The sequence below is a fragment of the Stackebrandtia albiflava genome, assembly GCF_007994225.1.
In the GTDB taxonomy this organism is placed as follows: domain Bacteria; phylum Actinomycetota; class Actinomycetes; order Mycobacteriales; family Micromonosporaceae; genus Stackebrandtia; species Stackebrandtia albiflava.
The window spans coordinates 1,522,228-1,543,751 of the sequence record NZ_VLLL01000006.1; the positions used below are offsets into that span (position 1 = coordinate 1,522,228).

Annotated in this window: 19 protein-coding genes; 7 read left to right on the forward strand and 12 right to left on the reverse strand. The window is 71.2% G+C overall.

Annotated elements, in window-relative coordinates; all coding sequences use genetic code 11:
- Positions 1 to 4: 4 nt before the first annotated feature.
- From LX16_RS18005 to LX16_RS18015, 3 genes are all read right to left on the reverse strand, one after another.
- On the reverse strand, positions 5 to 817 hold the full coding sequence (locus LX16_RS18005; RefSeq protein WP_147140348.1) for a DUF3152 domain-containing protein: 813 nt from the start codon (positions 815 to 817) through the stop codon (positions 5 to 7).
- Complete coding sequence (locus LX16_RS18010; protein ID WP_147140350.1) at positions 804 to 1,784, reverse strand: alpha/beta fold hydrolase; 981 nt, start codon at positions 1,782 to 1,784, stop codon at positions 804 to 806. Before LX16_RS18010 ends, LX16_RS18005 begins: the two co-directional genes overlap by 14 nt.
- 82 nt (positions 1,785 to 1,866) lie before the next feature.
- Entirely contained in the window at positions 1,867 to 2,937 is a 1,071-nt protein-coding gene (locus LX16_RS18015) for a hypothetical protein (protein WP_147140351.1), read from the reverse strand.
- Positions 2,938 to 3,186: 249 nt separating this feature from the next.
- Between LX16_RS18015 and LX16_RS18020 the strand changes: the two genes are divergently transcribed.
- The 3 genes from LX16_RS18020 to LX16_RS18030 all read left to right on the forward strand — a co-directional run bounded on the left by LX16_RS18020 (position 3,187) and on the right by LX16_RS18030 (position 5,874).
- Positions 3,187 to 3,819, forward strand: coding sequence for a TetR/AcrR family transcriptional regulator (locus LX16_RS18020; protein ID WP_147140353.1), 633 nt, complete (start codon positions 3,187 to 3,189; stop codon positions 3,817 to 3,819).
- Between the two features lie 277 nt (positions 3,820 to 4,096).
- Positions 4,097 to 4,327 carry a DUF3107 domain-containing protein gene (locus tag LX16_RS18025; protein ID WP_147140355.1) on the forward strand — a complete coding sequence of 77 codons (231 nt, stop codon included), beginning with the start codon at positions 4,097 to 4,099 and terminating at the stop codon, positions 4,325 to 4,327.
- A gap of 47 nt (positions 4,328 to 4,374) precedes the next feature.
- Complete coding sequence (locus tag LX16_RS18030; RefSeq protein ID WP_147140357.1) at positions 4,375 to 5,874, forward strand: gamma-glutamyltransferase; 1,500 nt, start codon at positions 4,375 to 4,377, stop codon at positions 5,872 to 5,874.
- On the opposite strand, the gene LX16_RS18035 is transcribed toward LX16_RS18030, so the two are convergent.
- Positions 5,871 to 6,656 (reverse strand): hypothetical protein, encoded by a 786-nt coding sequence (locus LX16_RS18035; RefSeq protein ID WP_211354570.1) that lies wholly within the window; start codon positions 6,654 to 6,656, stop codon positions 5,871 to 5,873. The genes LX16_RS18030 and LX16_RS18035 overlap by 4 nt on opposite strands.
- 194 nt (positions 6,657 to 6,850) lie before the next feature.
- Between LX16_RS18035 and LX16_RS18040 the strand changes: the two genes are divergently transcribed.
- Positions 6,851 to 7,642, forward strand: a complete 792-nt coding sequence (locus tag LX16_RS18040) for an SGNH/GDSL hydrolase family protein (protein WP_147140358.1) — start codon at positions 6,851 to 6,853, stop codon at positions 7,640 to 7,642.
- On the opposite strand, the gene LX16_RS18045 is transcribed toward LX16_RS18040, so the two are convergent.
- The 4 genes from LX16_RS18045 to LX16_RS18060 are packed head-to-tail and all read right to left on the reverse strand — an operon-like array spanning position 7,626 to position 14,627.
- Positions 7,626 to 10,856, reverse strand: coding sequence for an ATP-dependent helicase (locus tag LX16_RS18045; protein WP_147140361.1), 3,231 nt, complete (start codon positions 10,854 to 10,856; stop codon positions 7,626 to 7,628). The two genes, LX16_RS18040 and LX16_RS18045, sit on opposite strands and share 17 nt — an antisense overlap.
- 28 nt (positions 10,857 to 10,884) lie before the next feature.
- On the reverse strand, positions 10,885 to 14,004 hold the full coding sequence (locus tag LX16_RS18050) for an ATP-dependent helicase (RefSeq protein WP_211354571.1): 3,120 nt from the start codon (positions 14,002 to 14,004) through the stop codon (positions 10,885 to 10,887).
- A gap of 58 nt (positions 14,005 to 14,062) precedes the next feature.
- Complete coding sequence (locus LX16_RS18055; RefSeq protein ID WP_342210865.1) at positions 14,063 to 14,506, reverse strand: type II toxin-antitoxin system PemK/MazF family toxin; 444 nt, start codon at positions 14,504 to 14,506, stop codon at positions 14,063 to 14,065.
- Complete coding sequence (locus LX16_RS18060; RefSeq protein WP_147140367.1) at positions 14,397 to 14,627, reverse strand: ribbon-helix-helix domain-containing protein; 231 nt, start codon at positions 14,625 to 14,627, stop codon at positions 14,397 to 14,399. The genes LX16_RS18055 and LX16_RS18060 overlap by 110 nt, the downstream gene beginning before the upstream one ends.
- A 96-nt stretch (positions 14,628 to 14,723) precedes the next feature.
- Between LX16_RS18060 and LX16_RS18065 the strand changes: the two genes are divergently transcribed.
- Positions 14,724 to 15,011, forward strand: coding sequence for a helix-turn-helix domain-containing protein (locus LX16_RS18065; protein WP_147140368.1), 288 nt, complete (start codon positions 14,724 to 14,726; stop codon positions 15,009 to 15,011).
- Positions 15,012 to 15,080: 69 nt separating this feature from the next.
- Here the strand turns inward: LX16_RS18065 and LX16_RS18070 are convergent, their stop codons facing one another.
- The 4 genes from LX16_RS18070 to LX16_RS18085 form a co-directional block, all read right to left on the reverse strand.
- A complete protein-coding gene (locus LX16_RS18070) occupies positions 15,081 to 15,887 on the reverse strand; it encodes a MetQ/NlpA family ABC transporter substrate-binding protein (protein ID WP_147140370.1) in 807 nt (268 codons plus the stop codon).
- 69 nt (positions 15,888 to 15,956) lie between these two features.
- Positions 15,957 to 16,598 carry a methionine ABC transporter permease gene (locus tag LX16_RS18075; RefSeq protein WP_147140373.1) on the reverse strand — a complete coding sequence of 214 codons (642 nt, stop codon included), beginning with the start codon at positions 16,596 to 16,598 and terminating at the stop codon, positions 15,957 to 15,959.
- Positions 16,595 to 17,563, reverse strand: a complete 969-nt coding sequence (locus tag LX16_RS18080; protein ID WP_147140375.1) for a methionine ABC transporter ATP-binding protein — start codon at positions 17,561 to 17,563, stop codon at positions 16,595 to 16,597. Before LX16_RS18080 ends, LX16_RS18075 begins: the two co-directional genes overlap by 4 nt.
- A gap of 226 nt (positions 17,564 to 17,789) precedes the next feature.
- On the reverse strand, positions 17,790 to 18,764 hold the full coding sequence (locus LX16_RS18085) for a hypothetical protein (protein WP_211354572.1): 975 nt from the start codon (positions 18,762 to 18,764) through the stop codon (positions 17,790 to 17,792).
- 136 nt (positions 18,765 to 18,900) lie between these two features.
- On the opposite strand from LX16_RS18085, the gene LX16_RS18090 reads away from it, so the two are divergent.
- Together LX16_RS18090 and LX16_RS18095 are read left to right on the forward strand one after the other, a co-directional pair.
- Entirely contained in the window at positions 18,901 to 20,214 is a 1,314-nt protein-coding gene (locus tag LX16_RS18090; RefSeq protein WP_211354573.1) for a M16 family metallopeptidase, read from the forward strand.
- The gene (locus LX16_RS18095; RefSeq protein WP_147140379.1) at positions 20,214 to 21,524 is read left to right on the forward strand and encodes a M16 family metallopeptidase; all 1,311 of its coding nucleotides are present in this window, start codon (positions 20,214 to 20,216) and stop codon (positions 21,522 to 21,524) included. Before LX16_RS18090 ends, LX16_RS18095 begins: the two co-directional genes overlap by 1 nt.

Below are 21,524 nucleotides of genomic sequence, written 5' to 3' on the forward strand. Positions count from 1 at the left end.
CGGATTACTCGTATTCCCCCAACGGGCCTGTGAGGTATTCGCCGTCCACATACGGCCAGGCGTTGGCCCGGCAACCACGCAGTTCGAGCGTCTGCTGCGCCATCACCGGCGACGGCGCCCCCGCCTCGGGACACACCACGTGGCCCTCGCCGAGCCGGTGGCCGATCTCGTGGTTGACCACGTACTCGCGGTACGACTCCAGCGGGGCGTCCCAGTGTTCGACCGCCAGCAGCCACCGCTCCAGGTTGATGACGACGGCGTCGCCGTTGCGGCAGGAGGTGAAGGTGTCCGGTGAGCCGCACAGTTCCGCGCGCGTCGCCGGGGACACCAGGTAGATCGTGAAACCGACCCAGTCCTCGTCGCTGTGGGTGAAACGCCAGTCGCCCCCGGCGGTCCAGCCGCGCTCGTCGGCGAGCACCCGCGCCACGAACGCCGCGAACTCGTCGGGTTCCTCGCCGATGCCGTTCTCCACCGCGACCCGGTAGGTCATGAGTTCACCACCGTCGCCGACGACTTCGGCGTCGGAGGGGACGTCGGCGAACTCGAAGTCCCCGTCGCCCCGTTCGGTGACGGTCGGGGTGGGGCTGGGAGTCCCCTCGGGTTCCGGGGCCGCGGCGTCGGCCCGGCCGTCCGCGTCGGCCGACTGATCGGCGTCCGGTGAGGTGGACTCGGCCATCGCGGCGTCCACGTGATCGCCGGCGGGATCCCGCAGCGCCCAGGTGGTCAGCAGTACCGAGACCAGGAGCAGTACGGCTCCCAACACCGTCCGGCGTCGGCGGCGGAGCATGCGTTGACGTGCGCGTTCACTCCTCGACATCGGCTTGAGTGTAGTTGGTGTCCCGGGTCTCATCGAGCATCGCCAGAAACGCGCGTCCCACGATCTCGGGGCGCTCCATCATGGCGACGTGGCCCACCTTGTCGAGGATGAGCAGACGCGAGTCGGGGATGGTGCGGCCGACCTGCGGAGCGAGTCCCACGTTGACGAGCCGGTCCAGGTTCCCCCACACCACCAGTGTCGGCGCCTTCACCTGGCCGGCCATCCGCCACAGCGACGAGGACCCCGGAAGGTAACTCTGTAGGAAGCTGCCCACCAACGCCCGGAACGTCCGCACGTACGCCTGCGAGTTCCACGGCACCGACATGCGCCGCCGGACCTCGTCGATCGCCTCCAGGCGCCGCTGGTCGGGCAGGCAGTCCGGTTCGCCCCAGCAGTTGGCGGTCACCTGGTCCACGACCTGTTCGGGACTGAGCCCCGCCATGGCGCGGGCCGCGAGCCGATCCGCACGCGGGATCGCCAGTAGCGGAAGGAAACGTGACTGGGTCGACCGGCGGACGTCCGCGAACGGCATGGCCGGGGAGATCAACGTCAGGGTGCGGACGAGCTGCGGGCGGGTCGCGGCCAGGTACACCGAGATGGCGCCGCCCAGCGAGTTCCCGAACAGGTGGACCGGTCCCCGGTCGGACTTGCCGATCCACGCCGCGACCCGTTGCGCGAGGGCCGGAATGGTGTACTTCGTGCTCGGGGCGGAGTGCCCGAACCCGGGCAGGTCGATGGCCTGGCCGGCGAGCCGGTCGGAGAGCACGTCGGCCAGGTCGGTCCAGTTCTGGGAGGAGCCGCCCAGGCCGTGGATGTAGAGGGCGGGTTCGGCCGAGTCCGAGGTGGCGGGGGTCTGCCTCACGAACAGCCGTTGGTCGTCGACGAGGTGTTCACGACCGGGCCACGGGGGTGCGAGTCTGTCGCGCTTCCTGATCTCGGATACGGGTGCGAGCAGTGCGCGTTTCATGTTTCCGATTCTATGACCGATACGGGCGGTGGTTTCCGAGTTGAGGGGGACCGGCGCGTCACGGCGCCCCGGTGGAACCGCCTCACGCCAGCAACGCCTCGATGCGGCGGTTGAGCGCAGACAGGGTGGCGTGAACGATCGCCTGACGGCGGTCGCCGGTGACCGGCGCGGCGCCCGCGAGCTGTTCCGCTCCGGCCTCGGTGAGCAGCAGGACCACCACCAGCGCCACCTTCACCGAACCGGCGGGCTCGATCGAGGCGTGTTCCACCACGACACGGGCGTCCCGGCCGACCAGGACGCCGACCGCGTCGACCGTGGCGTCGGCCGCGCCCCGCAGGATGTGCCAGTCGACGGCCGGACCGCTGGCCCGCCCGACGGCCCGCGCCCCGTCCACGGCGAGCGCGACCTCGACGGTGGATTCGAAACCGGAGGTGATGACCTGGATCCGTTCCAGGACGGCGCGGCTCACGGCCGGGACACCGCGGTCGGCGCCGTCGGTCTCGATGGTGCCCACCGCGGCGCTGACCGGCCGCGCCTGGACGCCCAGTTGCCGGTTGAGGATGTCGGCGACCTGCCGCTGCACGAGTTCGGCGTCGGCGTCGTCGGCCACGTCGAGGGCCAGCCGCTGGTCCGAGTCGGTCAGCCGGGCACCGTTGACGCCGGGGATGTCGCGGACCGCCGCCAACACCGAGTCGGTGGCGTCCACCGGCTCCGCCGGTGAGGGGATCAGCGGGGTCGGTTGACGCCGGGTGACGGTCGGCAGTTCGGACGTCTTCTCCGCCACGCCCGCCGCCGCCTCGTCGTCCGCCGAATCGGCTTCGGTCTCCTGCGTGCGTCGCAGGAAGGTGGCGATGCGGGTCAGGTCGGAGCGTCGCGTGGAGGCGTACTCGTCGGCGGTGTCCTCGTCGGTCTCGTCGGCGGACGGGTTCTCGGCCTGCCGGCGGCGTTCCGCCCGGCTGGGCCGGCGCGGTTCGGGAGTGGTCGCACCCGTGCTGCCGTTGAGGAGGTGGTCGGGGCGCGCCACCGTCCAGCCGGGGCCGCCCTCGTCCTCCGAGTCCGTGGTCTCGGTGGTCTCGGCCGTCTCCTCGGGTTTCTCACCGGCGTAACGGCGACGGCGGGGACGCGACGGATCGAAACGGTACGTTTCGGGCACATCGGCCGATTTGTCGCGGCGGTGTCCCGCGCCGTTACTGCCCGGGCGTGGTGAACCGAACTGCGATCGCACCATGTTCTCGGGCGCGCCGGCGTCATCGGGTTGGTTTGGCTGGTACACCACGCGACCCCTCTCATAGGCTGTTCGCACGTTACCTTAAGAAGGACCGGCGACTGAAGACGCCCGTAGCACGCGGAGTCGTGACCGGCCGGTAACGACATGACGCGAATACAGAATCGAGGCTGGAGTATGACTCTCACAGACGGACGTGGTGCCCGGTTGCCGCGGACCGAGCGTCGCCGCCAGCTACTCGACGCCGCCCAGGAGGTGTTCGTCGCCCGTGGCTACCACGCCACCGCGATGGACGACATCGCCGACCGCGCCGGTGTCAGCAAACCGGTCCTGTACCAGCACTTCCCCGGCAAGCTGGAGCTCTACCTGGCGCTGCTGGACACGCACGGCGCCGCACTCGTCGACACGGTCCGCAAGGCCATGGAGTCCACCACCGACAACAAGTTCCGCGTCCAGGCCGCGATGCGGGCGTACTTCGACTTCGTCGACGCCCGGGGGGAGGCGTTCCGGCTGGTGTTCGAATCCGACCTGCGCAACGATCCGGCGGTCGCCGAGCGGGTCGACCGGGTCGAACGCGACTGCGGCCAGGCCATCGCCCAGACGATCATGGCCGACACCGGCGTCGGGCGGGAACGCGCCGACCTGCTCGCCATCGGATTGACGGGCGCGGCGGAGATGGCCGCGCGGCGCTGGTTGGCGTCCAAGCGCGCGGTGCCCAAGGAGGAGGCCGTCGAACTGCTGGCCACGTTGGCGTGGCGCGGCATCTCCCGGTTCCCGTTGCAGGGCGAGCCGGAGTCCGATCCGGCCTGATCCCCGCGCCGGGACCCCGGTTCCGTGGGATCGGGAATGACGGCCCGGCGGGTGCTGTTGTCACGCCACGGCACCTCACCGGGTCGCGGGTCGCGGCCACACCGGTGCCGGTGTACCGACGGTTGTCTCGTAACCTCGTGCAGGGCGGCGGGCGCCGGATCGGGTGCCGTGTGACGCCGGGAGACCGGCGGCGCGGTGGTGATCGGGCGGCGCGCACCTGCGGGTACGGGTGCCGTGGGAACACGTCACACCCATGACGACGAAGAGGAGAGGGCCTGTGGAGGTCAAGATCGGTGTCCAGTACGCGCCGCGGGAACTGGTGTTCGAGAGCGCCGAGTCGGCCGACGACATCGAGGGCGCGGTGTCGGCGGCGTTGTCTTCCGACGAGCGCACCTTGAGCTTCCAGGACGACAAGGGCCGCCGGCTCATCGTCCCCGTGGACAAGCTGGCCTATGTGGAGATAGGTGAGCCGGTCGTCCGCGGTGTCGGTTTCACGGCGGGCGGCTGACGGGTTCCCGACAGTCACATCGCGCTCGGCGGCTTAGGCTGCCCGGTATGAGCAACGCCGGGGTCGCCGCCGGCCACCCGGCCACAGTGGAGGCCGGTGTGGCGGTGCTGGCCGACGGCGGCACCGCCGCCGACGCCGCGATCGCGGCGGTCCTGACGTCCTGTGTCGCCGAGACGGTCATGACCGGTCTCGGCGGTGGGGGATTCGCCACGTACTACGATGCGAAGTCCAGGCAGGTGAGCTGCCTGGACTTCTTCGTGTCTACGCCCGGACTGGATCCGCCCGCCACGGTCGCACCCGTGCGTCCCATCGACGTCGACTTCGGCGGGATGCCCCTGGAGTTCGCCGTCGGCGCGGCCAGCGTGGCAGTGCCGGGCGTCCCGGCGGGCTGCCGCGAACTGCACCACCGGTTCGGCCGGCTGCCCTGGCGCCGGCTGATCGCCCCCGCGATCGCCATCGCCGAGCGCGGCGCCCCGCTGCTGGCCCGGCACGCCGCAGCGTTGCCCGCCCTGGCGGCGGCCCTGCTGCCGGGGGACGGCGGACGCGCCTACGCCCCGGACGGGAAGCCTTTAACCGCCGGTCGTCTCGTGAGGCATCCCGGGCTCGCCGACACGCTGAGGGCACTGGCCGAGACCGGGACGGCCGACTTCTACCACGGTGACACGGCGGCGCGCCTGGTGGCGGCGGTACGCGCCGAGGGCGGTGCCCTGTCGGCCGCCGACCTGGCCGCGTACCGGCCCCGGTGGTTGCCGGTGACGGCCGTGGACTTCGGTGGGCGGCGCGTCATCGGTCGCCGCGACCGCGCCGACACCGTCGGCACCCTCGGCCGGCTCGCGGCCCTGTCCGGAGTGGACGCCGCGAAGCGCCCGGTGATGCTGGCCGAGGCGTTGAGCAGCCGGCCCGACGCCTCGCCGGGCGACACCACGAACATCTCCGTGCTGGACGCGGCCGGCAACGCCTGCGCCGTCACCACCACACTCGGCGTCGGTTCCGGGGTGTGGCCCTCGGGCACCGGCGTACACCTGAACTCGATGCTCGGTGAGGGCGAGCTGCGTGACGCCGGAGTCGGTGTGGGCGACCGCATGCACAGCATGATGTGCCCGAGTGTGGTGCTGCGTCCCGGCGCCGACGCGGTGGAACTCGCCATCGGTGCGGCCGGGGCGTCCCGCATCCGGACCGCACTCGTCCACACCCTCGTCCGGCATCTCCTGGACGGGGAACCCATCGACGCGGCCATCGCCGCGGACCGGTGGCACGTCGTGGGTCGGCGGGTCATCTGTGAGGCGCCGTTGCCCGGCCGCGCCGAGGTGGACCTGCGTCGCGCCGGCTACCGGGTGACCCACTGGCACGGCGACGCGCACTACTTCGGCGGGGTCAGCGCCATCGGACCCGCCGGTGGCGCGGGCGACCCGCGCCGCGACGGCTGCGTGGGTACACCGTCCGACGACCGGTCCCGGCGCGTCCGGCCCCGGCTCGCGCGCCGGAGGGCCACGAGTGACACCGCGGCGCCGGAACCGAGGCGCGCGGACTCACCGCACGGGCGCTAACCGGTGGGCCGCACCGAGTCCATGACCTCGCTGACGACGTCGTCGTACTCGGAGTGGGTTCCCGGGATCGACACGTACAACACCGCGGCCTCCGCGCGACCCACGTCGATGAGCGCCACACCCACCAGCTCGTCGGTCGCGGTCAGGCCCTCCTGGGTGAAGCTCAACCGGAACTCACGGATCCACGCGGGCCTGCCGCCCAACACGACCGCCTCGTCCCGGATCGACTCCATCTCGTTCGGCTGCGGATAGTAGTTGTCCCGCACGTCGGCGACGACCTGCTCGCTCACGCACTTGAGGTCCAGGTCGGTGCCGTCGTTGACGGCCGCGGGCACGTGACCGGACAGGATCGACGCGAGATACTGCCCGCCCGCGTACTCCTCGGTGACGAAGTACTGGCCCACCAGGTAGGAGACCTGCAACTCGCCCTGCGTCCAGTTCTGGGTCCAGGGCAGCCACGGGTCGTCGAACGCCTTGTAGCTGATGCCGCTGGCCTCGTCGACGGTGACGTCCCCCTCGTACGGGGGCATCTCCTCACCCTCCGGCGGCTGTTCCGTCGGCGGTGGGCACGCGGCCGCGAGCGGGGGAAGACTCTCGCTCGGACCCGGTTGCTCCCCCGGGGTGTCACCGGGCAGGCCGCTGGTCAGCGTGAGGATCAGCACCAGCACCACACCGACGACCGCGATGCCGCCGCCCGCCGCGGCGAACCACAGCAGCATCCTGCGATCGACGCCGTCGGTCGGCGGCGGCGGAGGGCTCTCGGGCCGGATCTCGTCCTTCACGCCGTCAAGTGTCGCCGATGCGGACAACCGGCACGGCCGGGGCCACGGGCCACCGGCCCTCCCCGCACCGGTTATCGCCCGGTTATGGACCTTCGGGCCCACGGTGCGTGATCGCCTCTGGACATCCGTCCCCGTTCCTGGGACCGTGGAGTACATCACGCCCAGTATCCATTCTCGACCCCCGGAGGACTTGGATGCGCTCCCTGATGAAACTCGGCATGGTGGCGGCCGCGGCCGCGACGATGCTGCTCGTCTCCGTCGGCCCGGCATCGGCGGACCCCGGCGGCGACGCCGTCGACTACGTGGCCCTGGGTGACTCTTACAGCTCCGGCACCGGAACCCGTGAGTACTTCGACTCCGGATGCCAGCGGTCACACCACTCCTATCCCGCCCAACTGGCCGTACAGCACGGCTACACCCTGACCTTCGACGCCTGCTCCGGCGCCAGGATCGCCGACGTACGCAACGAACAACTGGGGAACCTGTCCGCCGAGACCGACCTGATAACCGTCTCCGCCGGAGGCAACGACACCGGCTGGACCGACGTGCTGGTGTCCTGTGCCCGGCCCTGGCCGTGGACCTGCTGGGGCGACATCGACCGTGCCGAGAACTTCATCCGCACCACACTGCCCGGCAGGCTCGACGCCCTCTACACCGACATCGCGGCGGCGGCGCCCGGCGCCACCGTGATCGTGGTCGGGTACCCGAGGCTGTTCAACGGCGAGACCTGCAACTTCGCGGCCCGGATCAGCGCCGGTGAGCAGGAACGCCTCAACGCGGCGGCCGACCTGTTGTCCGACACCACCGAGGCGGTCGCCGCCGACTTCGGATTCACCTACCTGGACGCGCGGGACGCCTTCGACGGGCACGCCGTCTGCGACGACGTCGAATGGCTCAACGGACTGTCCAATCCGATCGGTGAGTCCTACCACCCGAACCGGCTCGGACACGACGGTTACACCCGTGAGGTCACGGCGCTGCTGTGACACCGCGGTCGTCCGCCCCGCCCGCCGTGGGTCCGCCCGCGGCGGGCGAGGTGTGTTCCTCCGCCGGCGTCGCGGTCCGGGTCCGCGGCAGTGGTCCGGTGTCGCGGGTCCGCAGCGGCTCGGCCAGCTCCGCGAGGCCCGGAAGGTCGGCGGGCCTGATCGTGACGTCGTCCGCGACGTGATGGAACGCCGCCGTCACCTTCGCCACCGGGACGTTCCGCAGCGCCGCCCACGCCTGCCGGTATGCCGCCAACTGCATCGCCGCGGCCCTGGCGGCCCGGCCGCGTGGCGGTGGTCCGGTCTTCCAGTCGACGACCTCGTATCCGCCGTCCGGTGTCGCGAAGACGGCGTCCATGCGTCCCCGCACCACGACCGATTCCAGAACCGTCGTGAACGGCACCTCCAACGCCACCGGAGTCCGGCCCGCCCACTCCGACGCCTCGAACGCCTCCTGCAGTTCACGTAGCGACTCGTCCGGTGCCGCGTGTGGGTCGGCCGCGCCCGGCAGCTCGGCCAGGTCGATGAGCGCGGTGGCGCCGAACCGCCGTTCCACCCAGGCGTGGAAGGCGGTACCGCGCCGGGTGTGCGGTGCGGGTGCCTCCGGCACCGGCCTGCGCAGCGAGGACGCGAACCGCTGCGCGTCGGTGTGCCAGGCGACCAGTTGCGACACCGACAGCCGGTCGGGCCGCGGCAGTACCGCCTCGTCGGCCGCCGACTCCGCCCGCTCTGCCAGCAACAGGTCGACCTCCTCGGCCCACCGGGAGTCGGCGGCGTCGGAGCCGGGCTCGACGGGACGACGGACCGCCTCGGCGGCCGCGAGCCACGCGGCCTGCCGTTCGCCGAGCGGATCGGTGGGCGGCCACACCGCCTGCACGTGGTCGGCCAGCAGCGGATTCTCCTGCGAAGTCGGTGCCGCCAGCCATTCCCCGACCGTGGCGCCGGCGGCCCGCAGCTCGGTGAGGAAGGTGGAGGGTCCCCGGGGCGACTGCGCGGCGGGGCTCCACCAGTGGCCGCAGGCCCACAGTCGGTGGCGCGCCCGGGTGAACGCCACGTACGCCAGTCGGCGTTCCTCCGTCTCGTGGTGTTCCCGCAGATCCGCGGCGAACCGTTTCACTGCCGTCGTGAGGTCGCGGGGAGCGGTCACCTCGCTCAGGTCGAACACCGGCAACTCCATGGCGTCGCCGCGCAGCGGGTACGGGAGGCGGCCGGTGGCGGTGAGCCAGTTCGCGTCCCGGGTGCGGCCCGGGAATCCCCCGTCGACCAGGCCGGGAACGGCCACGCAGTCCCACTCCAGGCCCTTGGCGGCGTGGACGGTCATGATCTGGACGGCACCGGTGTGCACGGTGGCGCCGGTGACCTCCAATCCCCGTTCCCGCTCCTCGGCCGCCTCCAGATAGGACAGGAAGCCCGCGAGGCTCGGCGCCGCCGCGTAGCCGCTGTACCGGGCGGCCTCCTCGACGAAGGCGTCGAGCCGGGCGGTGTCCTGCCGGTGGACGATGATCTCCACGTCCAGGCCCGACACGCGGCAGATCTCGCCGATCAGGTCGGTCACCGGTTGGTCGGCGCGGGAACGCAGCAGGGCGAGTTCGGCGCGGAGTTCCCCGAACCGCTCCCACGCGGCCGGGCTGTAGGAATCCGGGTCGCCCGGGTCCTCCAGTGCCTCCGCGAGTGTGACCTCGTCGAGCCCCTCGGCGGTCGGCTCGTAGCCGCGCTGTTCCGGGGCGAGTTCCCTGGCCCTGCGATACAGCGCCGTCAGGTCCCGTGGCCCGATCCGCCACCTCGGCCCGGTCAGCAGCCGCACCAGCGCCGGTCCCGAACCCGGCTTGGCCAGCACCTGCAGCGTCGCGTACACCTCCCTGACCTCGGGCGCGTCGAGCAGGCCGCCGAGACCGACCACCTCGACCGGCAGGTCGCGGTCCCGCAGCGCCCGCTCCAGCCGCGCTATCTGGTCCCGTTTCCTCACCAGCACCGCCGTGGACGGCGGCGACTGCGGATCGGTCTCGTCCCAGTGACGCCGGATCCGGTCCGCGACCCATTCCGCCTCGTCATCCACCGTGGACAACAGCGCCGCCGTCACCTCGCCGTCGCCCGCCGCCCCCGGCTCCAGGACCGACACCGGCAGGCCGCCGGCCCGCAGTGGCTCCGAGATCGCGTTGGCGACGCCGAGCACCGCGGCGGTGTTGCGCCACGAGACGGTGAGTTCGGCGCGCGCGGCGGGTTCACCGTCCCGGGTGCGGAAGTCGTCGCGGAAACGCGCGAGCGTCCCGGCGCTGGCACCGCGCCACGCGTAGATCGACTGGCAGGGGTCGCCGACCGCCGTGACGGGATGCCCGCCGCCGAACACCGCCTTGAGCAGTTCCACCTGGGCGTGCGAGGTGTCCTGGTACTCGTCGAGCAGGACCACCGGGTAACGCTCACGCTCGATCACGCCCACCTGCGGGACCGTGATCGCCAGATGGGCGGCCTGCGCCAGTTGGTCCGCGAAGTCCTGTGCGGGCATCGCCCGCTTCCGTTCCCGGTACTCCGCCACCAGTGGAAGGAGCTGGAGCCTGGCCCGCAGGCCCGTCACCAGGTCCTCCACCGCCTTCGTCGACCGGCCGAGCCGTGCCCGCAGTTCCTCCAGCAGTTGCTCGGTGTGGCCGCGCACGCCGTCGGCGTCGCTGAGGTGTTCGGAGATCTCGTCGGACAGCGACAGCACCCGTTTGGCGATCTCGTCGACACTCAGGTTCGTCGCCGACATGTCGCCGTCGTAACCCCGCACCACCGCGTACGCCACCTGCCACGCCTGCGCCGACGACAGGACCGTCGCACCGGTCTCGATACCCGCCCGCAGACCGTGTTCGGTCACCAGCGAGGCGGCGTACGCGTGATAGGTGGAGACGGTCGGTTCCCCGGTCGCGGGCTCGCCGCCCGGGCCGGTGACACCGTCCACTCCGGCCAGTCGCGCCAACCTGCTCCGGATCCGGCGGGCGAGCTCGGCGGCGGCCTTGCGGGTGAAGGTCAACCCGAGTATCTGGTCCGCCCGGACGTGCCCGTTGGCGATCAGCCACACCACCCGCGCCGCCATGGTCGCCGTCTTCCCCGAACCGGCGCCCGCGACGATCAACTGCGGCGAGAGCGGCGCCTCGATCGCGGCGGCCTGCTGCGCCGTCGGCGGATGTGGGTCGCCCAGCAGCGCCGCCAGCCGACGCGCCGAGAAACGGTGCCCGCTCATCCTGCTCCCTCCCGTCCCACCCGGACGCTCACTCGGTGACCGACCCGCCCTTACCGCTGATCGGGCAGCATTGTTTCACCGCGCAGGTGTCGCAGCGACGCGAGTGGACCGCGAGGAACGTCGCACCCGCCATCCGCCCGGCCACGTCGGTGACCTTGTCCCGCGCCCACCCCGGATCGGCGGCGTCGGGCAACGCGGGCTGTTCCCGCACCGACACGGACGCGCCCTTGGTGCCGGTGTACACCAGCGACGCGCCACCGGGCTCGCGGACGTCGCTCCACTCGGAGAACGCGCCCGCCTCCACCGCCAACTGGTAGGCCGCCAACTGTGGGTTGACCGCCGCCTCCTTCTGCGTGATCGGCGTGGTGCCGGTCTTGATGTCGACGATGTGCAACCGGCCGTCCATGTCCCGCTCGACCCGGTCGACCACGCCCGACAGCTCGGCCGACACGCCCGGGGCGATGTCGGGGAGGGAGACGGTGAACCGAGCCTCGGCCGCCACCAGGGTGCGTGGATTGTCCGCCAGCCAGCCGCCGAGCTTGTCGACCATCCCGCGTACCCGCTCCATGTCCTGCCGGGCCTTCCACGGTGCCGCGAACGGCAACAGGCCGATGCGCCGGTCGACGAACTCGCGCATCGCGCCCTGCGGGTCGGCCGTACCGGCGGCCGCCTCGGCGGCGGCGTGGACCAGGTCGCCGATCTTCTGCGGCAGTCCGGCGGGTTCGTTGCCGCCGTGACGTTCCAGGATCCAACGGAGTCCACACTGGTCGAACCGCTCGATCGTCGAGGGCGACACCTTCACACGCTCGCCCGGAAGGTGCAGCTCCCGCTCGTCCGACAGGGGACGCAGGCCCCACCAGTCGGCGGGGTCGGCGCCCGGCACACCGGCCTCGGCCAGGCGCCGCAACTGCGCGATCGCGGCGTCACGCCCGGCCCCCTCCGGACCGCACGCGGCGGTACGCAGCTCCGCTACCAGCGCCGGCAGCGTCAGGGCACGCGGCAACGCGGTCACCTCCACCGGGGTGACCCCCAGTTCCGACACGAACCGGCTCGGCTGTGACTCGTCGTCGTCGGAGACGGCCGTCACCACCAGGCGATCCCGCGCCCGGCTCACCGCCACGTGGAAGAGCCGCCGCTCCTCCTCCAGCAGCGCCGCCATCACGTTCATCTGTTCCGGCGGGTTCCCCGCCGCGGCGTCCACGAGCTGTTCGGCGCCCATCAGCGAACCGCGTGGCCGCAGGTTCGGCCACCGGCCCTCCTGGACACCGGCGACCACGACGACGTCCCACTCGCCACCCTTGGCCTGGTGGACCGTCGTCAACCGGACCGCCTCACCACGCCGGGCGTGCCGCGCCAGGGAATCGGCCGGGATGACCTGTTCCATGACGTGCGCGCAGAACACCTCGGGGCCGGCGCCCGGCAGCCGGTCGGTGAACTCGGCGGCCCAGTCGAACAACGTCATCATCGCGTCCAGATCGGAGTCCGCCGCCTCCGCGCGACTGTCGCCCGAGACCGCGAGCGCGGCGAGCCGGTCCGACACGCCCGCCGCCCGCCACACCTCCCACAGCACGTTCTCGACGCTGCCGGTCGCGGTGGCCGCGACGGTCAGCAACCGGGCGATCCGGCGGGCGGGCGCCACCCAGTCGGCGTCGTCGAACTCGTCGAGCACGTCCGGTTCCCGAAGCGCCTCCACCAGCAGCTCACCGCTGTGCCTGAACACGTCGGACCGCACCGCGCGGCGCCGCAACTCCTGGCGCAGTCGCCGCTCCCGCAGGGCGTCCGCCCCGCCGTACGGGGAGTGCAGCAACGCCACCGCCGTCGGCTCGTCCAGCAGTTTCGGGTTCAACCCGCAACGGATGACGGTCAGCAACTGCGCCACCATCGGCTGCGCCGACAGCGGCGTGTCGTCGGCGGCGCGCTTGACCGGTACTCCCGCCTGCCGCAGTGCCCGGGAGATCTGCGGCAGGTGCTCCGTCGCCGACTTCACCAGCACCGCCATCCGCGACCACGGCACGCCGTCCCGCAGGTGCGTGCGGCGCAGCACGTCCGCGATGTACCCGGCCTGCCTGCCGCCGGACGGCAGGACCGTCACCGTCACGTCCCCGGCACCGACCTCCGGCGGAGGCAGATGCCCGCGGTGCCGCGCCGAGCCGCGCAGCCGCGCCGCCACCGAGGCGGCGGCGGAGTGGGGGGCCGAGGCGCTGCGGTGGCAGACCGCGAGATCGACCTCCGGCGCGGGATCCCCCGCCGCCGTGGGGAAGACCGTGGGGAAGTCACGCATCACCGTGGGATCGCCGCCCCGGAAGCCGAACACGGCCGAGTCGGCGTCGCCGAACGCGACCAGGTTCGCCCCGCCACCGGCGACCAGCCTCAGCAACTCCGACTGGGCGGGCACGATCTCCTGTAGTTCATCCACGTAGACGTACGCGGGCGGCCGGATCAGGCCCGGATCGGAGGCGAGTTCGTGGGCCGCCGCGCGGATGATCTCCGCCGCGTCGTAGGACGCCGCACCGGTCAACGACGACAGCGCCAGGACGTCCACGTACCTGGTCAGGAAGTCGGCGGCGGCCACCCATTCCGGCCGGTCGTGGACGCGCCCCAGTTCGGCGAGCCGCGGCGCCGAGATACCGCGTTCGGTGGCGCGTTGCAGCACGTCGTGCAGTTGCTCGACGAACGCCCGGGTCGCCAGGGCGGGCGTGACCGAGTCGGGCCAGGCGACGTCGTCGGCGGCCAGCAGTTCCCGGATCACGACGTCCTGCTCCGGTCCCTTGAGGAGCCGGGGTGGCGGTGCGCCACGCCGGGCGGCGGCGAGCCGCAGCAGCGCGAACGCGAACGCCGGGAAACTGTGGACGGCGACCTCGGCGCCGGTGCGACCCAGCCGGGCGGCGATCCGGTGCCGCAACCGGGCGGAACCCCGCCGCCCGAAGCCGAGTACCAGGATGTCCTGCGGCGGTACGCCCTCATCGACCCGGGCGGCGACCGACTCCACCAGCGTGGTGGTCTTGCCGGTTCCGGGGCCACCGTGCACGAGCAGCGGCCCGAACCGGTGGGCGACGACCCGGGCCTGCCCGGGGTCCAGGCGACGGGGTGCGCCGCCGGCGGTCGCATAGGCCGGCGGGGCCACGAAGCGATACCCGGGCGAAGTCACGCGAGTCATCAAACCACGCCCGCCCGACATCCCCGGCCAGGGTGCGGGTCCGCAGACCCTACAACGCCAGGTGCAACCGAGTGGCCCGGTCGAGTTCCATCAACTTCTGGTCGCTCAGTGTCGACAGGCGATTTCGGATCCTGCTCACATCGACGGCCCGGATCTGTTCTGTCTGGATCTTGGAGTCCTGCCGGAGGCCCGATTCCCGGCCCTCTAGGTATACCTGAAATGACAGGATCCGGGTGGTGTTGGACGTGAGTGGAACCACGGTGACCACCCCACGACCGCGCCTCTCCGCAGACCGGTTCGCCGCATCGTTGCTGACGATGACGGCAGGACGCACCTTGTTGGCCTCACTACCTTGATGTGGTTCGAAATCGACCAGGTAGATGTCACCCCGCCGCATCGGCGAGTCCATCGCTGCTGGTCTGATCCCACAGTGCGGCGTCGTCACTGCCTTCCCACTCGTCCCAAGCCTGTGAGTACTCCTCTTCAAGCTCATCCATGCGGAGCAGTTCCAATGCCTTGTGCAGCACGGCAGAACGGGAGGGGACGTTCATTCTCCGGGCGTAGTCGTCCACGAAGGTGATGTCACTCTCTGGTAGGCTCACGCTCACTTTCATGGGTTAATGCTACCAGTGGTCCTACTGGTGCTGCCACCTGGCGTTGAAAAACATGTCCCAGTTAGTGGCATCAACCGGTTTTCCTCAGGAGCAGCGATGACGGTCATCAGGTCGGATCACGCCGGATGGCATCGACAGGCGGGTCACTCGGAGGACTATGAAGCCGCCCGCCGCGGTTATCTGCTCGGCCGGCTCGTCTACGACCGTCGGATGGAATTGGGCATCAGCCAATCCGAACTCGCCGAGCGGGCCGGAATGAGCCAACCGCAGGTCTCGCGACTGGAGGGCGGCGGGGTGACGCCGACCATTCCACTTCTGGAGAGGTTGGCGGACGACCTGGAGGTGGAACTGACCATAGGATTCACACCGCGCTCGGCGGCATGACGTCGCACCGCCCGGCCCATCGGCGTCGTGGGCCGGGCGGTGCACTCGTGCCGTCTACGACCGATCGGGTCAGAAGGCGGGGATTACGGAGCCGTCGGAGAAGGTGTCCTCGATGAACTGCGCGACCTCGGGGGAGTTGAGCAGTTCGGCCAGCTTCTGGACCTGCGGGTCGTCGCGGTTCTCCTCGGTGACCACGAGCAGGTTCGCGTAGGGGTTGCCCTCGCCCGCCTCGGCGGCGAGCGCGTCGTCCGCCGGTGACAGGTCCGCCTCCAGCGCGTAGTTGCCGTTGATCACCGCCAGGTCGAGGTCTTCCAGCGATCGGGGCAGTTGTGCCGCCTCCTGCGGTACGACCTCCAGGTTCTTCGGGTTGTCGACGATGTCGTCCTCGGTGGCCAGTTCACCCGCGCCCTCCGCGAGCGTGATCAGTCCGGCGGTCTGGAGCAGTTGCAGTGCGCGGCCGCCGTTGCTGGCGTCGTTGGGTATGCCGACCTGCGCACCGTCGGGGATCGCGTCGAGCGAGGTCACGGAGTTCGAGTACAGACCCATCGGTTCGACGTGGACCTCCGCGACACTGACCAGGTTCCCGTCGTTGCCGTCGTTGTACTCGGCGAGGTAGGCGGGGGTCTGGAAGTAGTTGGCGTCGAGGTCGCCGGCCTGCAGCGCGGGGTTGACCTGCGTGTAGTCGGCGAACTCCTCCACTTCCAGGTCGAGCCCGGCGTCCGCGGCCAGGTTCTCGGAGATGAACTCCAGGATCTGCCCGTGCGGCGTGGGACTGGCCCCGACCAATAGGGTGTCGTCGTCTCCGGAGGCGCAACCGGTCAGCACCGTGGCGGCGGTCAGGCCGGCGATGCCCGCGACGGCGAGGTGACGTTTCATAATTCTGTTTCTCCTATCGGATTCAAAGGAAACACGGGGGCCGCGACGATGCGGCCGACGGGGGAGTGCTCAGCGGCGGTCGAGTCGCCGCGCGGTGTGGTCGCCGAGGAACTGCACGACCTGCACCAACGCCACCAGCAGCACGACGGTGGCGATCATGTAGCCGGTCTCGTAGCGCTGGTATCCGTAGCGGATGGCGAGGTCGCCCAGGCCGCCGCCGCCGATCGCGCCGGCCATCGCGGAGTAGCCGGTGATGGCCACGACCGTGACCGTGAAGCCGCGTAGCAGTCCCGGCAGTGCCTCGGGGAGCATCACGTGCCGGATGGTGCCGAGGCGGCCGGCGCCCATCGAGTCGGCGGCCTCCAGCAGGCCCGGATCCACGTCGAGCAGTGCGGACTCCACGAGCCTGGCGAAGAACGGCACGGCGGCGACCGCCAGCGGCACCACGGCGGCGGCGCTGCCGATGGTGGTGCCGACCAGGGCGCGGGTGAGCGGGGTGATCGCCACCATCAGGATGACGAACGGCGCGGACCGCCCGACGTTGACGACGGTGCCCACCACGCGGTGGGTGACCGGCCTGCGCCGGAAGCCGCCGGGTCCGGTCGCGAACAGCAGCACACCCAACGGCACACCGGCCAGGAGCGTCCACAGTGCCGAGAGGCCGACCATGTGGAGGGTCTCCAGGCTCGCCTCGACGAGTTTCTCGGTCATGCGCGTCGCACCCCGTATCCGTTGGTCGCCAGCCACTCCACGGCCGGAACCGGGTCGGTCCCCTCCGGAAGCCGCAGCCGTAGCCTGCCGACCGTGCCGGAGGTGGTGGTGTGCACGGCGGCGTCGGTGATCGACACGTCCAGTCCGAACCGGTTGACCAGTGTCGCCACGACCGGGTCCCCGACCGCGGCACCGGTGAAGGTGATCTCCAGGCCGGTCCGGGGGTCGAGGGACACGCCCTCGTCCGGTAGCCGGAACGCCTGGGAACCGAGTTGCGAGCCGGGTGTGGCGAGCAGGTCGGCCACCGGGCCGGACTCGGTGACGGCGCCGTCGGTCATGATCGAGGCCGAATCGCAGATCCGGGTGACCACGTCCAGTTCGTGGGTGATCAGCAGGATGGTGAGGCCGAGTTCGGCGCGCAGCTTCACCAGCAGGTCCAGGATGTCGATGGTGGTCTGCGGGTCGAGTGCGCTGGTCGCCTCGTCGGAGAGCAGCACCTCGGGACCGGACGCCAGGGCGCGGGCGATCGCGACGCGTTGCCGTTGCCCGCCCGACAGCCGGGAGGGGTAGGCGTCGGCCTTGTCGGGCAGGCCCACCAGTTCCAGCAGCTCCCGAACGCGTGTGGCGCGCAGGTTACGGGGTGTCCCGTGGAGTTTCAGCGGGAGCGCGACGTTGGCGGCGACCGTCCGGTTGTGCAGTAGGCGGAAGTGTTGGAAGACCATCCCGATGCGGCTTCGGGCGTGCCGGAGCGCGTCGTGGTCGAGCCGGGTGAGGTCGACGCCGTCGACCTCGACGGTGCCACGGTCGGGCCGTTCCAGGAGGTTGACGGTGCGCAGCAGCGTCGACTTGCCGGCGCCGGAGCGGCCGAGTACGCCGTGGATGCGGCCGGCGGGTACGGAGAGGTTCACGTCGTCGACGGCGACGATGTCGCCGAACCGTTTGGTGATGTCGCGGAGACGGATCATGGTGTGCCTATCGGGCGATGGCGAACGGCCGCTTCGGGGCGCGGCGCGGGTGTGGCGGGAGCCCTCAGATGGCACACATTCGGCGGCAGACGACCATGACGGACGGCGCGGTGTCCCCGCGGTGTCCCCAGTGGTGTCGGCTCGTCACGATTGGCAAGTAAAGCAGCCGACCCGGCCGTCGGCAACGCCCTGTGAGCAATGCCGCAGCCGGGTCGGCGCGGGGTCGTCAGTGGCCGTGGCCGCCGTCGTCGTCCCCCTCGTGGCCGTCACCGGACGGGGACTCCGTGGCGGTGTCGCCCGAGGGCGTGTCGTCGGGGTGGCCGCCGGTGGGCGGCACCGAGAGCGTGAACTCGGCGGTGCGGACCTCGCCGTCGTGCTTGAAGTCGAGGAACAGCCGGTAATCGCCGGGGCTGGGAACGGTGATCTGGAATCCGACCTCGGGGCCGGGGGTGGTCTCACCGTCGCCGGGGGTGCCCTCGGGGTGGACGTGCAGGTACGCCAGGTCGCCGCCGCGCAGTGCGACGAGGTGGCCGTACGCGCCGAGGTAGGGCTCCAGGTCGGTGACGGGTTCCCCGTCCAGGCTCACCGACAGGGTCACCGAGGTGGCCGTTCCGGCCGACACGTCGCCGTCCAGGGTGACGGTGTAGTCGTCCACCCGGTATTCGGCCGCGGGCTCGGGGAGGTCGGCGGGGGTGTGGTCGCCGGGTGCGGCGAGGTCGGCGCCGAGGGTGAGTCCTTCGGCCCCGGCGGGGGCGAAGTCGGCGAACACCCGGTACTGGCCGGGTTCCGGCAGGTCGAGCGGGGTGCTCCAGGTGCCGTCGTCGGCGAGTTCGGGGTGGAGGTGCTGGTAACCGGTCAGGTCGCGGCGGGCCACGATGAGGTGGAGGTCGGCGTCGTGTTCGGTGGTGAACTCCGTCACGGGTGCGCCGTCGGGGCCCTCGATGTGGAAGCGGTAGTCCCCGCCGGTGTGCACGTCGCTTTCGGGGACGAGCCGGTAGCCGTCCTGTGCGATCTGCAGCCCGCCGGGTGGGTCGTCGGCGGCGGTGTCGTGGTCGCCGCCGTGCCCGTCGTCGTGTGCGCCGTCCGGTGTGGCCTCGGCGTCCTGGGGTGAGAAGTCGAACCGGCCGCCCGCCCACAGGGCGGCGGCGAAGACGACCGCCAGCCCGGCGACGTATCCGGCGATCTTGATCGGGGTCTTCAACGCAATCACCTCTCGTCGTCTCGATATACCCGCACGGGGTATGGGAGCGACCTTAACATGCCCCCGGGGGGTATGGCTGCGGGGTGTCGCACCGCGTGGCCGACGATCCGGGCGGGACGCGGGATATGGTTCGCTTGTGATAACTCCCGAACAGGTGGACATTCCGGCGACCGCCTTCCCGGTCGAGCAGTTTCGATTGCCTAACGGCCTGCGGGTGGTGCTCAGCCCCGATCGCGGCGTCCCGGTCGTGGGCGTCGCGGTGGTGTACGACGTGGGGATCAGGCTGGAGCCGCAGGGCAGGTCCGGCTTCGCCCACCTCTTCGAGCACATGATGTTCCAGGGCTCCGCGAACGTCGCGAAACTGGAGCACATGAGTTACGTGCAGGGCTCCGGCGGCACTCTCAACGGCTCGACGCACCTCGACTACACCGACTACTACGAGATGCTGCCCTCGAACGCCCTGGAGCGGGCGCTCTTCCTGGAGGCCGACCGCATGCGCGGCCCGGCGATCACCGAGGAGAACCTCGCCAACCAGATCGACGTGGTGAAGGAGGAGATCAGGGTCAACGTCCTCAACCGGCCGTACGGCGGTTTCCCCTGGTTGAAGCTCCCCCCGGTCATGTTCGACACCTTCCCGAACAACCACGACGGCTACGGGTCCTTCGAGGACCTGGAGGCCGCCACGCTGGAGGACGCCCAGACGTTCTTCGACACCTACTACGCCGCCGGCAACGCGGTGTTGAGCGTCGCCGGCGACTTCGACGTGGCCGAGGCGACCGCGATGATCGAACGGCACTTCGGTGACGTCCCGGCCCGCGAGGCACCGGTGCACCCCGGCATCGGGGAGCCGGACCTGACGGCCGAACGCCGCGCGTCGTACACCGACCCGAGGGCACCGCTGCCGGCGATCGCCGCGGCCTGGCGGGTGCCCGACCCCGTCCGTGACCTCGGTGGATACCTTCCGTACGTCGTCCTGGCGGAACTGCTCACCGACGGCGACGCCTCCCGCCTGGTGGAGCGGCTCATCCAGAGGGACCGCAGCGCCACGAGCCTGTCGGGTTACCTGGGCTTCATGGGTGAGCCCTTCGCGGTGCGCGACCCCACGGCACTGGTGCTGCAGGCGCACCTGCCACCGGGAGGCGACGTGGACCGGTTGCTGGCCACCGTCGACGAGGAGGTGGCGCGGATCGCCTCCGACGGCCTCGCCGAGGGCGAACTCGCCCGCGTGAAGGCCCGCATCGCACTGCACCTGCTGCACGAGGACGACTCGGTCATCAACCGGGTGCTGCGGCTGGCGACCTCGGCCGCGCTCCACGGAGACGCCCGCGTCGCCCGGGAGCTTCCCCGCCGGTTGGGAGAGGTCACCGCCGAACAGGTCGTCGAGGCGGCCTCCCGGCTCGTCCCGCACCGCCGTGCCGCCATCGAAGTCATCGCCGGAGGAGCTGCGTGATGCCCGTCCTGACCGTTCCGGACCTCGCACCGGACACCGAGTTCACCCTGCCCGGCTGCCACGAGCGCACCCTGGCGAACGGCCTGACCGTCCTGGCCATCCACCGGCCCTCCGTGCCGTTGGCGGAGGTGCGATTGCGGATCCCGTTCGCCTACGCCGACGTCGCCGAGTCGTCGGTGTTGGCGCAGACGCTCCTGTCGGGCACGGCGGACAAGACCGTCGTGCAGATCGCCGCCGAGTTGCAGAGCGTCGGCGGCGCGCTGTCGGCGAGTGTGGACGCCGACCGCATGCTCATCGCGGGCAACAGCCTGGTCGACGGCCTGCCGAAGGTGTTGGCGACGATCGCCGAGGTGGTCGACGGCGCGGCGTACCCCGAGGACCAGGTGGAGTCGGAACGCAACCGGCTCGCCGACCGCATCAACGTCGCCCGGCAGCAGCCCGCCCACCTGGTTCAGGTGGCGCTGCTGGAACGCCTGTACGGCGACCACCCGTACGGCACGCAGACCCCCGAACCGGACGCGGTGTCGCAGATGACGCCCGACCGGCTCCGCGCGTTGCACGCCGACCGGCTGCACCCGGCGGGTGCCACCCTCGTGATCGTCGGCGACCTGTCGGCCGAGGCGGCCCTGGACGCCGGCGAGGCGGCGTTGGGCGGCTGGAACGGTGCCGGGTCGCCCCGCGAGATCGCGCCGGTGCCGGCGCTGCGCACCGGGCCGCTCGTGCTGGTCGACCGTCCCGCGTCGGTGCAGAGTTCGCTGCGCATCGCCGTGACGGCGCTGCCGCGCACCGATCCCGACAACGCGGCCCAGCAGTTGGCCAACCTGATCTACGGCGGATACTTCTCCTCTCGTCTGGTGGCCAACATCCGTGAGGACAAGGGCTACACGTACTCGCCGCGTTCGGTCGTCGACCACGGCCTGGCGGGGTCCTCCCTGGTGATCTCCGCCGATGTCGCCACCGAGGTGACGGCGGCGGCGCTGTGGGAGACCTGGTACGAGATGGGCCGGATGGCCGTCGGTGAGCCGACCAAGGAGGAACTGGAGCAGGCGCGCCGGTATGCGCTCGGCACGTTGCGGTTGGGAACCGCGACCCAGTCCGGCCTGGCGTCGCTGACGTCGGGGTTCGCCGGATTCGGACTGCGGCTCGACTGGTTGCTGGAGCACGCCGGACGACTCGCCGAGGTGACCGTGGACGACGTGGCGCGGGTGTCGGCCCGGTTGTTCGCCCCCTCGAACGCCGTCACCGTCGTGTTGGGTGACTCCGGTGAGATCCGGAAGCCGTTGGAGGCGCTGACCGCCGTGGGGGCCTGA

Excerpts from the sequence above, each read along its gene's own strand:
- LX16_RS18055 (WP_342210865.1), bottom strand. The coding sequence starts at position 14,506 with ATGAGCTTGAAGAGGAGTACTCACAGGCTTGGGACGAGTGGGAAGGCA.
- LX16_RS18065 (WP_147140368.1), top strand. The coding sequence starts at position 14,724 with ATGACGGTCATCAGGTCGGATCACGCCGGATGGCATCGACAGGCGGGT.
- LX16_RS18010 (WP_147140350.1), bottom strand. The coding sequence starts at position 1,784 with ATGAAACGCGCACTGCTCGCACCCGTATCCGAGATCAGGAAGCGCGAC.
- LX16_RS18080 (WP_147140375.1), bottom strand. The coding sequence starts at position 17,563 with ATGATCCGTCTCCGCGACATCACCAAACGGTTCGGCGACATCGTCGCC.
- LX16_RS18075 (WP_147140373.1), bottom strand. The coding sequence starts at position 16,598 with ATGACCGAGAAACTCGTCGAGGCGAGCCTGGAGACCCTCCACATGGTC.
- LX16_RS18070 (WP_147140370.1), bottom strand. The coding sequence starts at position 15,887 with ATGAAACGTCACCTCGCCGTCGCGGGCATCGCCGGCCTGACCGCCGCC.
- LX16_RS18020 (WP_147140353.1), top strand. The coding sequence starts at position 3,187 with ATGACTCTCACAGACGGACGTGGTGCCCGGTTGCCGCGGACCGAGCGT.
- LX16_RS18060 (WP_147140367.1), bottom strand. The coding sequence starts at position 14,627 with ATGAAAGTGAGCGTGAGCCTACCAGAGAGTGACATCACCTTCGTGGAC.
- LX16_RS18040 (WP_147140358.1), top strand. The coding sequence starts at position 6,851 with ATGCGCTCCCTGATGAAACTCGGCATGGTGGCGGCCGCGGCCGCGACG.
- LX16_RS18095 (WP_147140379.1), top strand. The coding sequence starts at position 20,214 with ATGCCCGTCCTGACCGTTCCGGACCTCGCACCGGACACCGAGTTCACC.
- LX16_RS18045 (WP_147140361.1), bottom strand. The coding sequence starts at position 10,856 with ATGAGCGGGCACCGTTTCTCGGCGCGTCGGCTGGCGGCGCTGCTGGGC.
- LX16_RS18005 (WP_147140348.1), bottom strand. The coding sequence starts at position 817 with ATGTCGAGGAGTGAACGCGCACGTCAACGCATGCTCCGCCGCCGACGC.
- LX16_RS18030 (WP_147140357.1), top strand. The coding sequence starts at position 4,375 with ATGAGCAACGCCGGGGTCGCCGCCGGCCACCCGGCCACAGTGGAGGCC.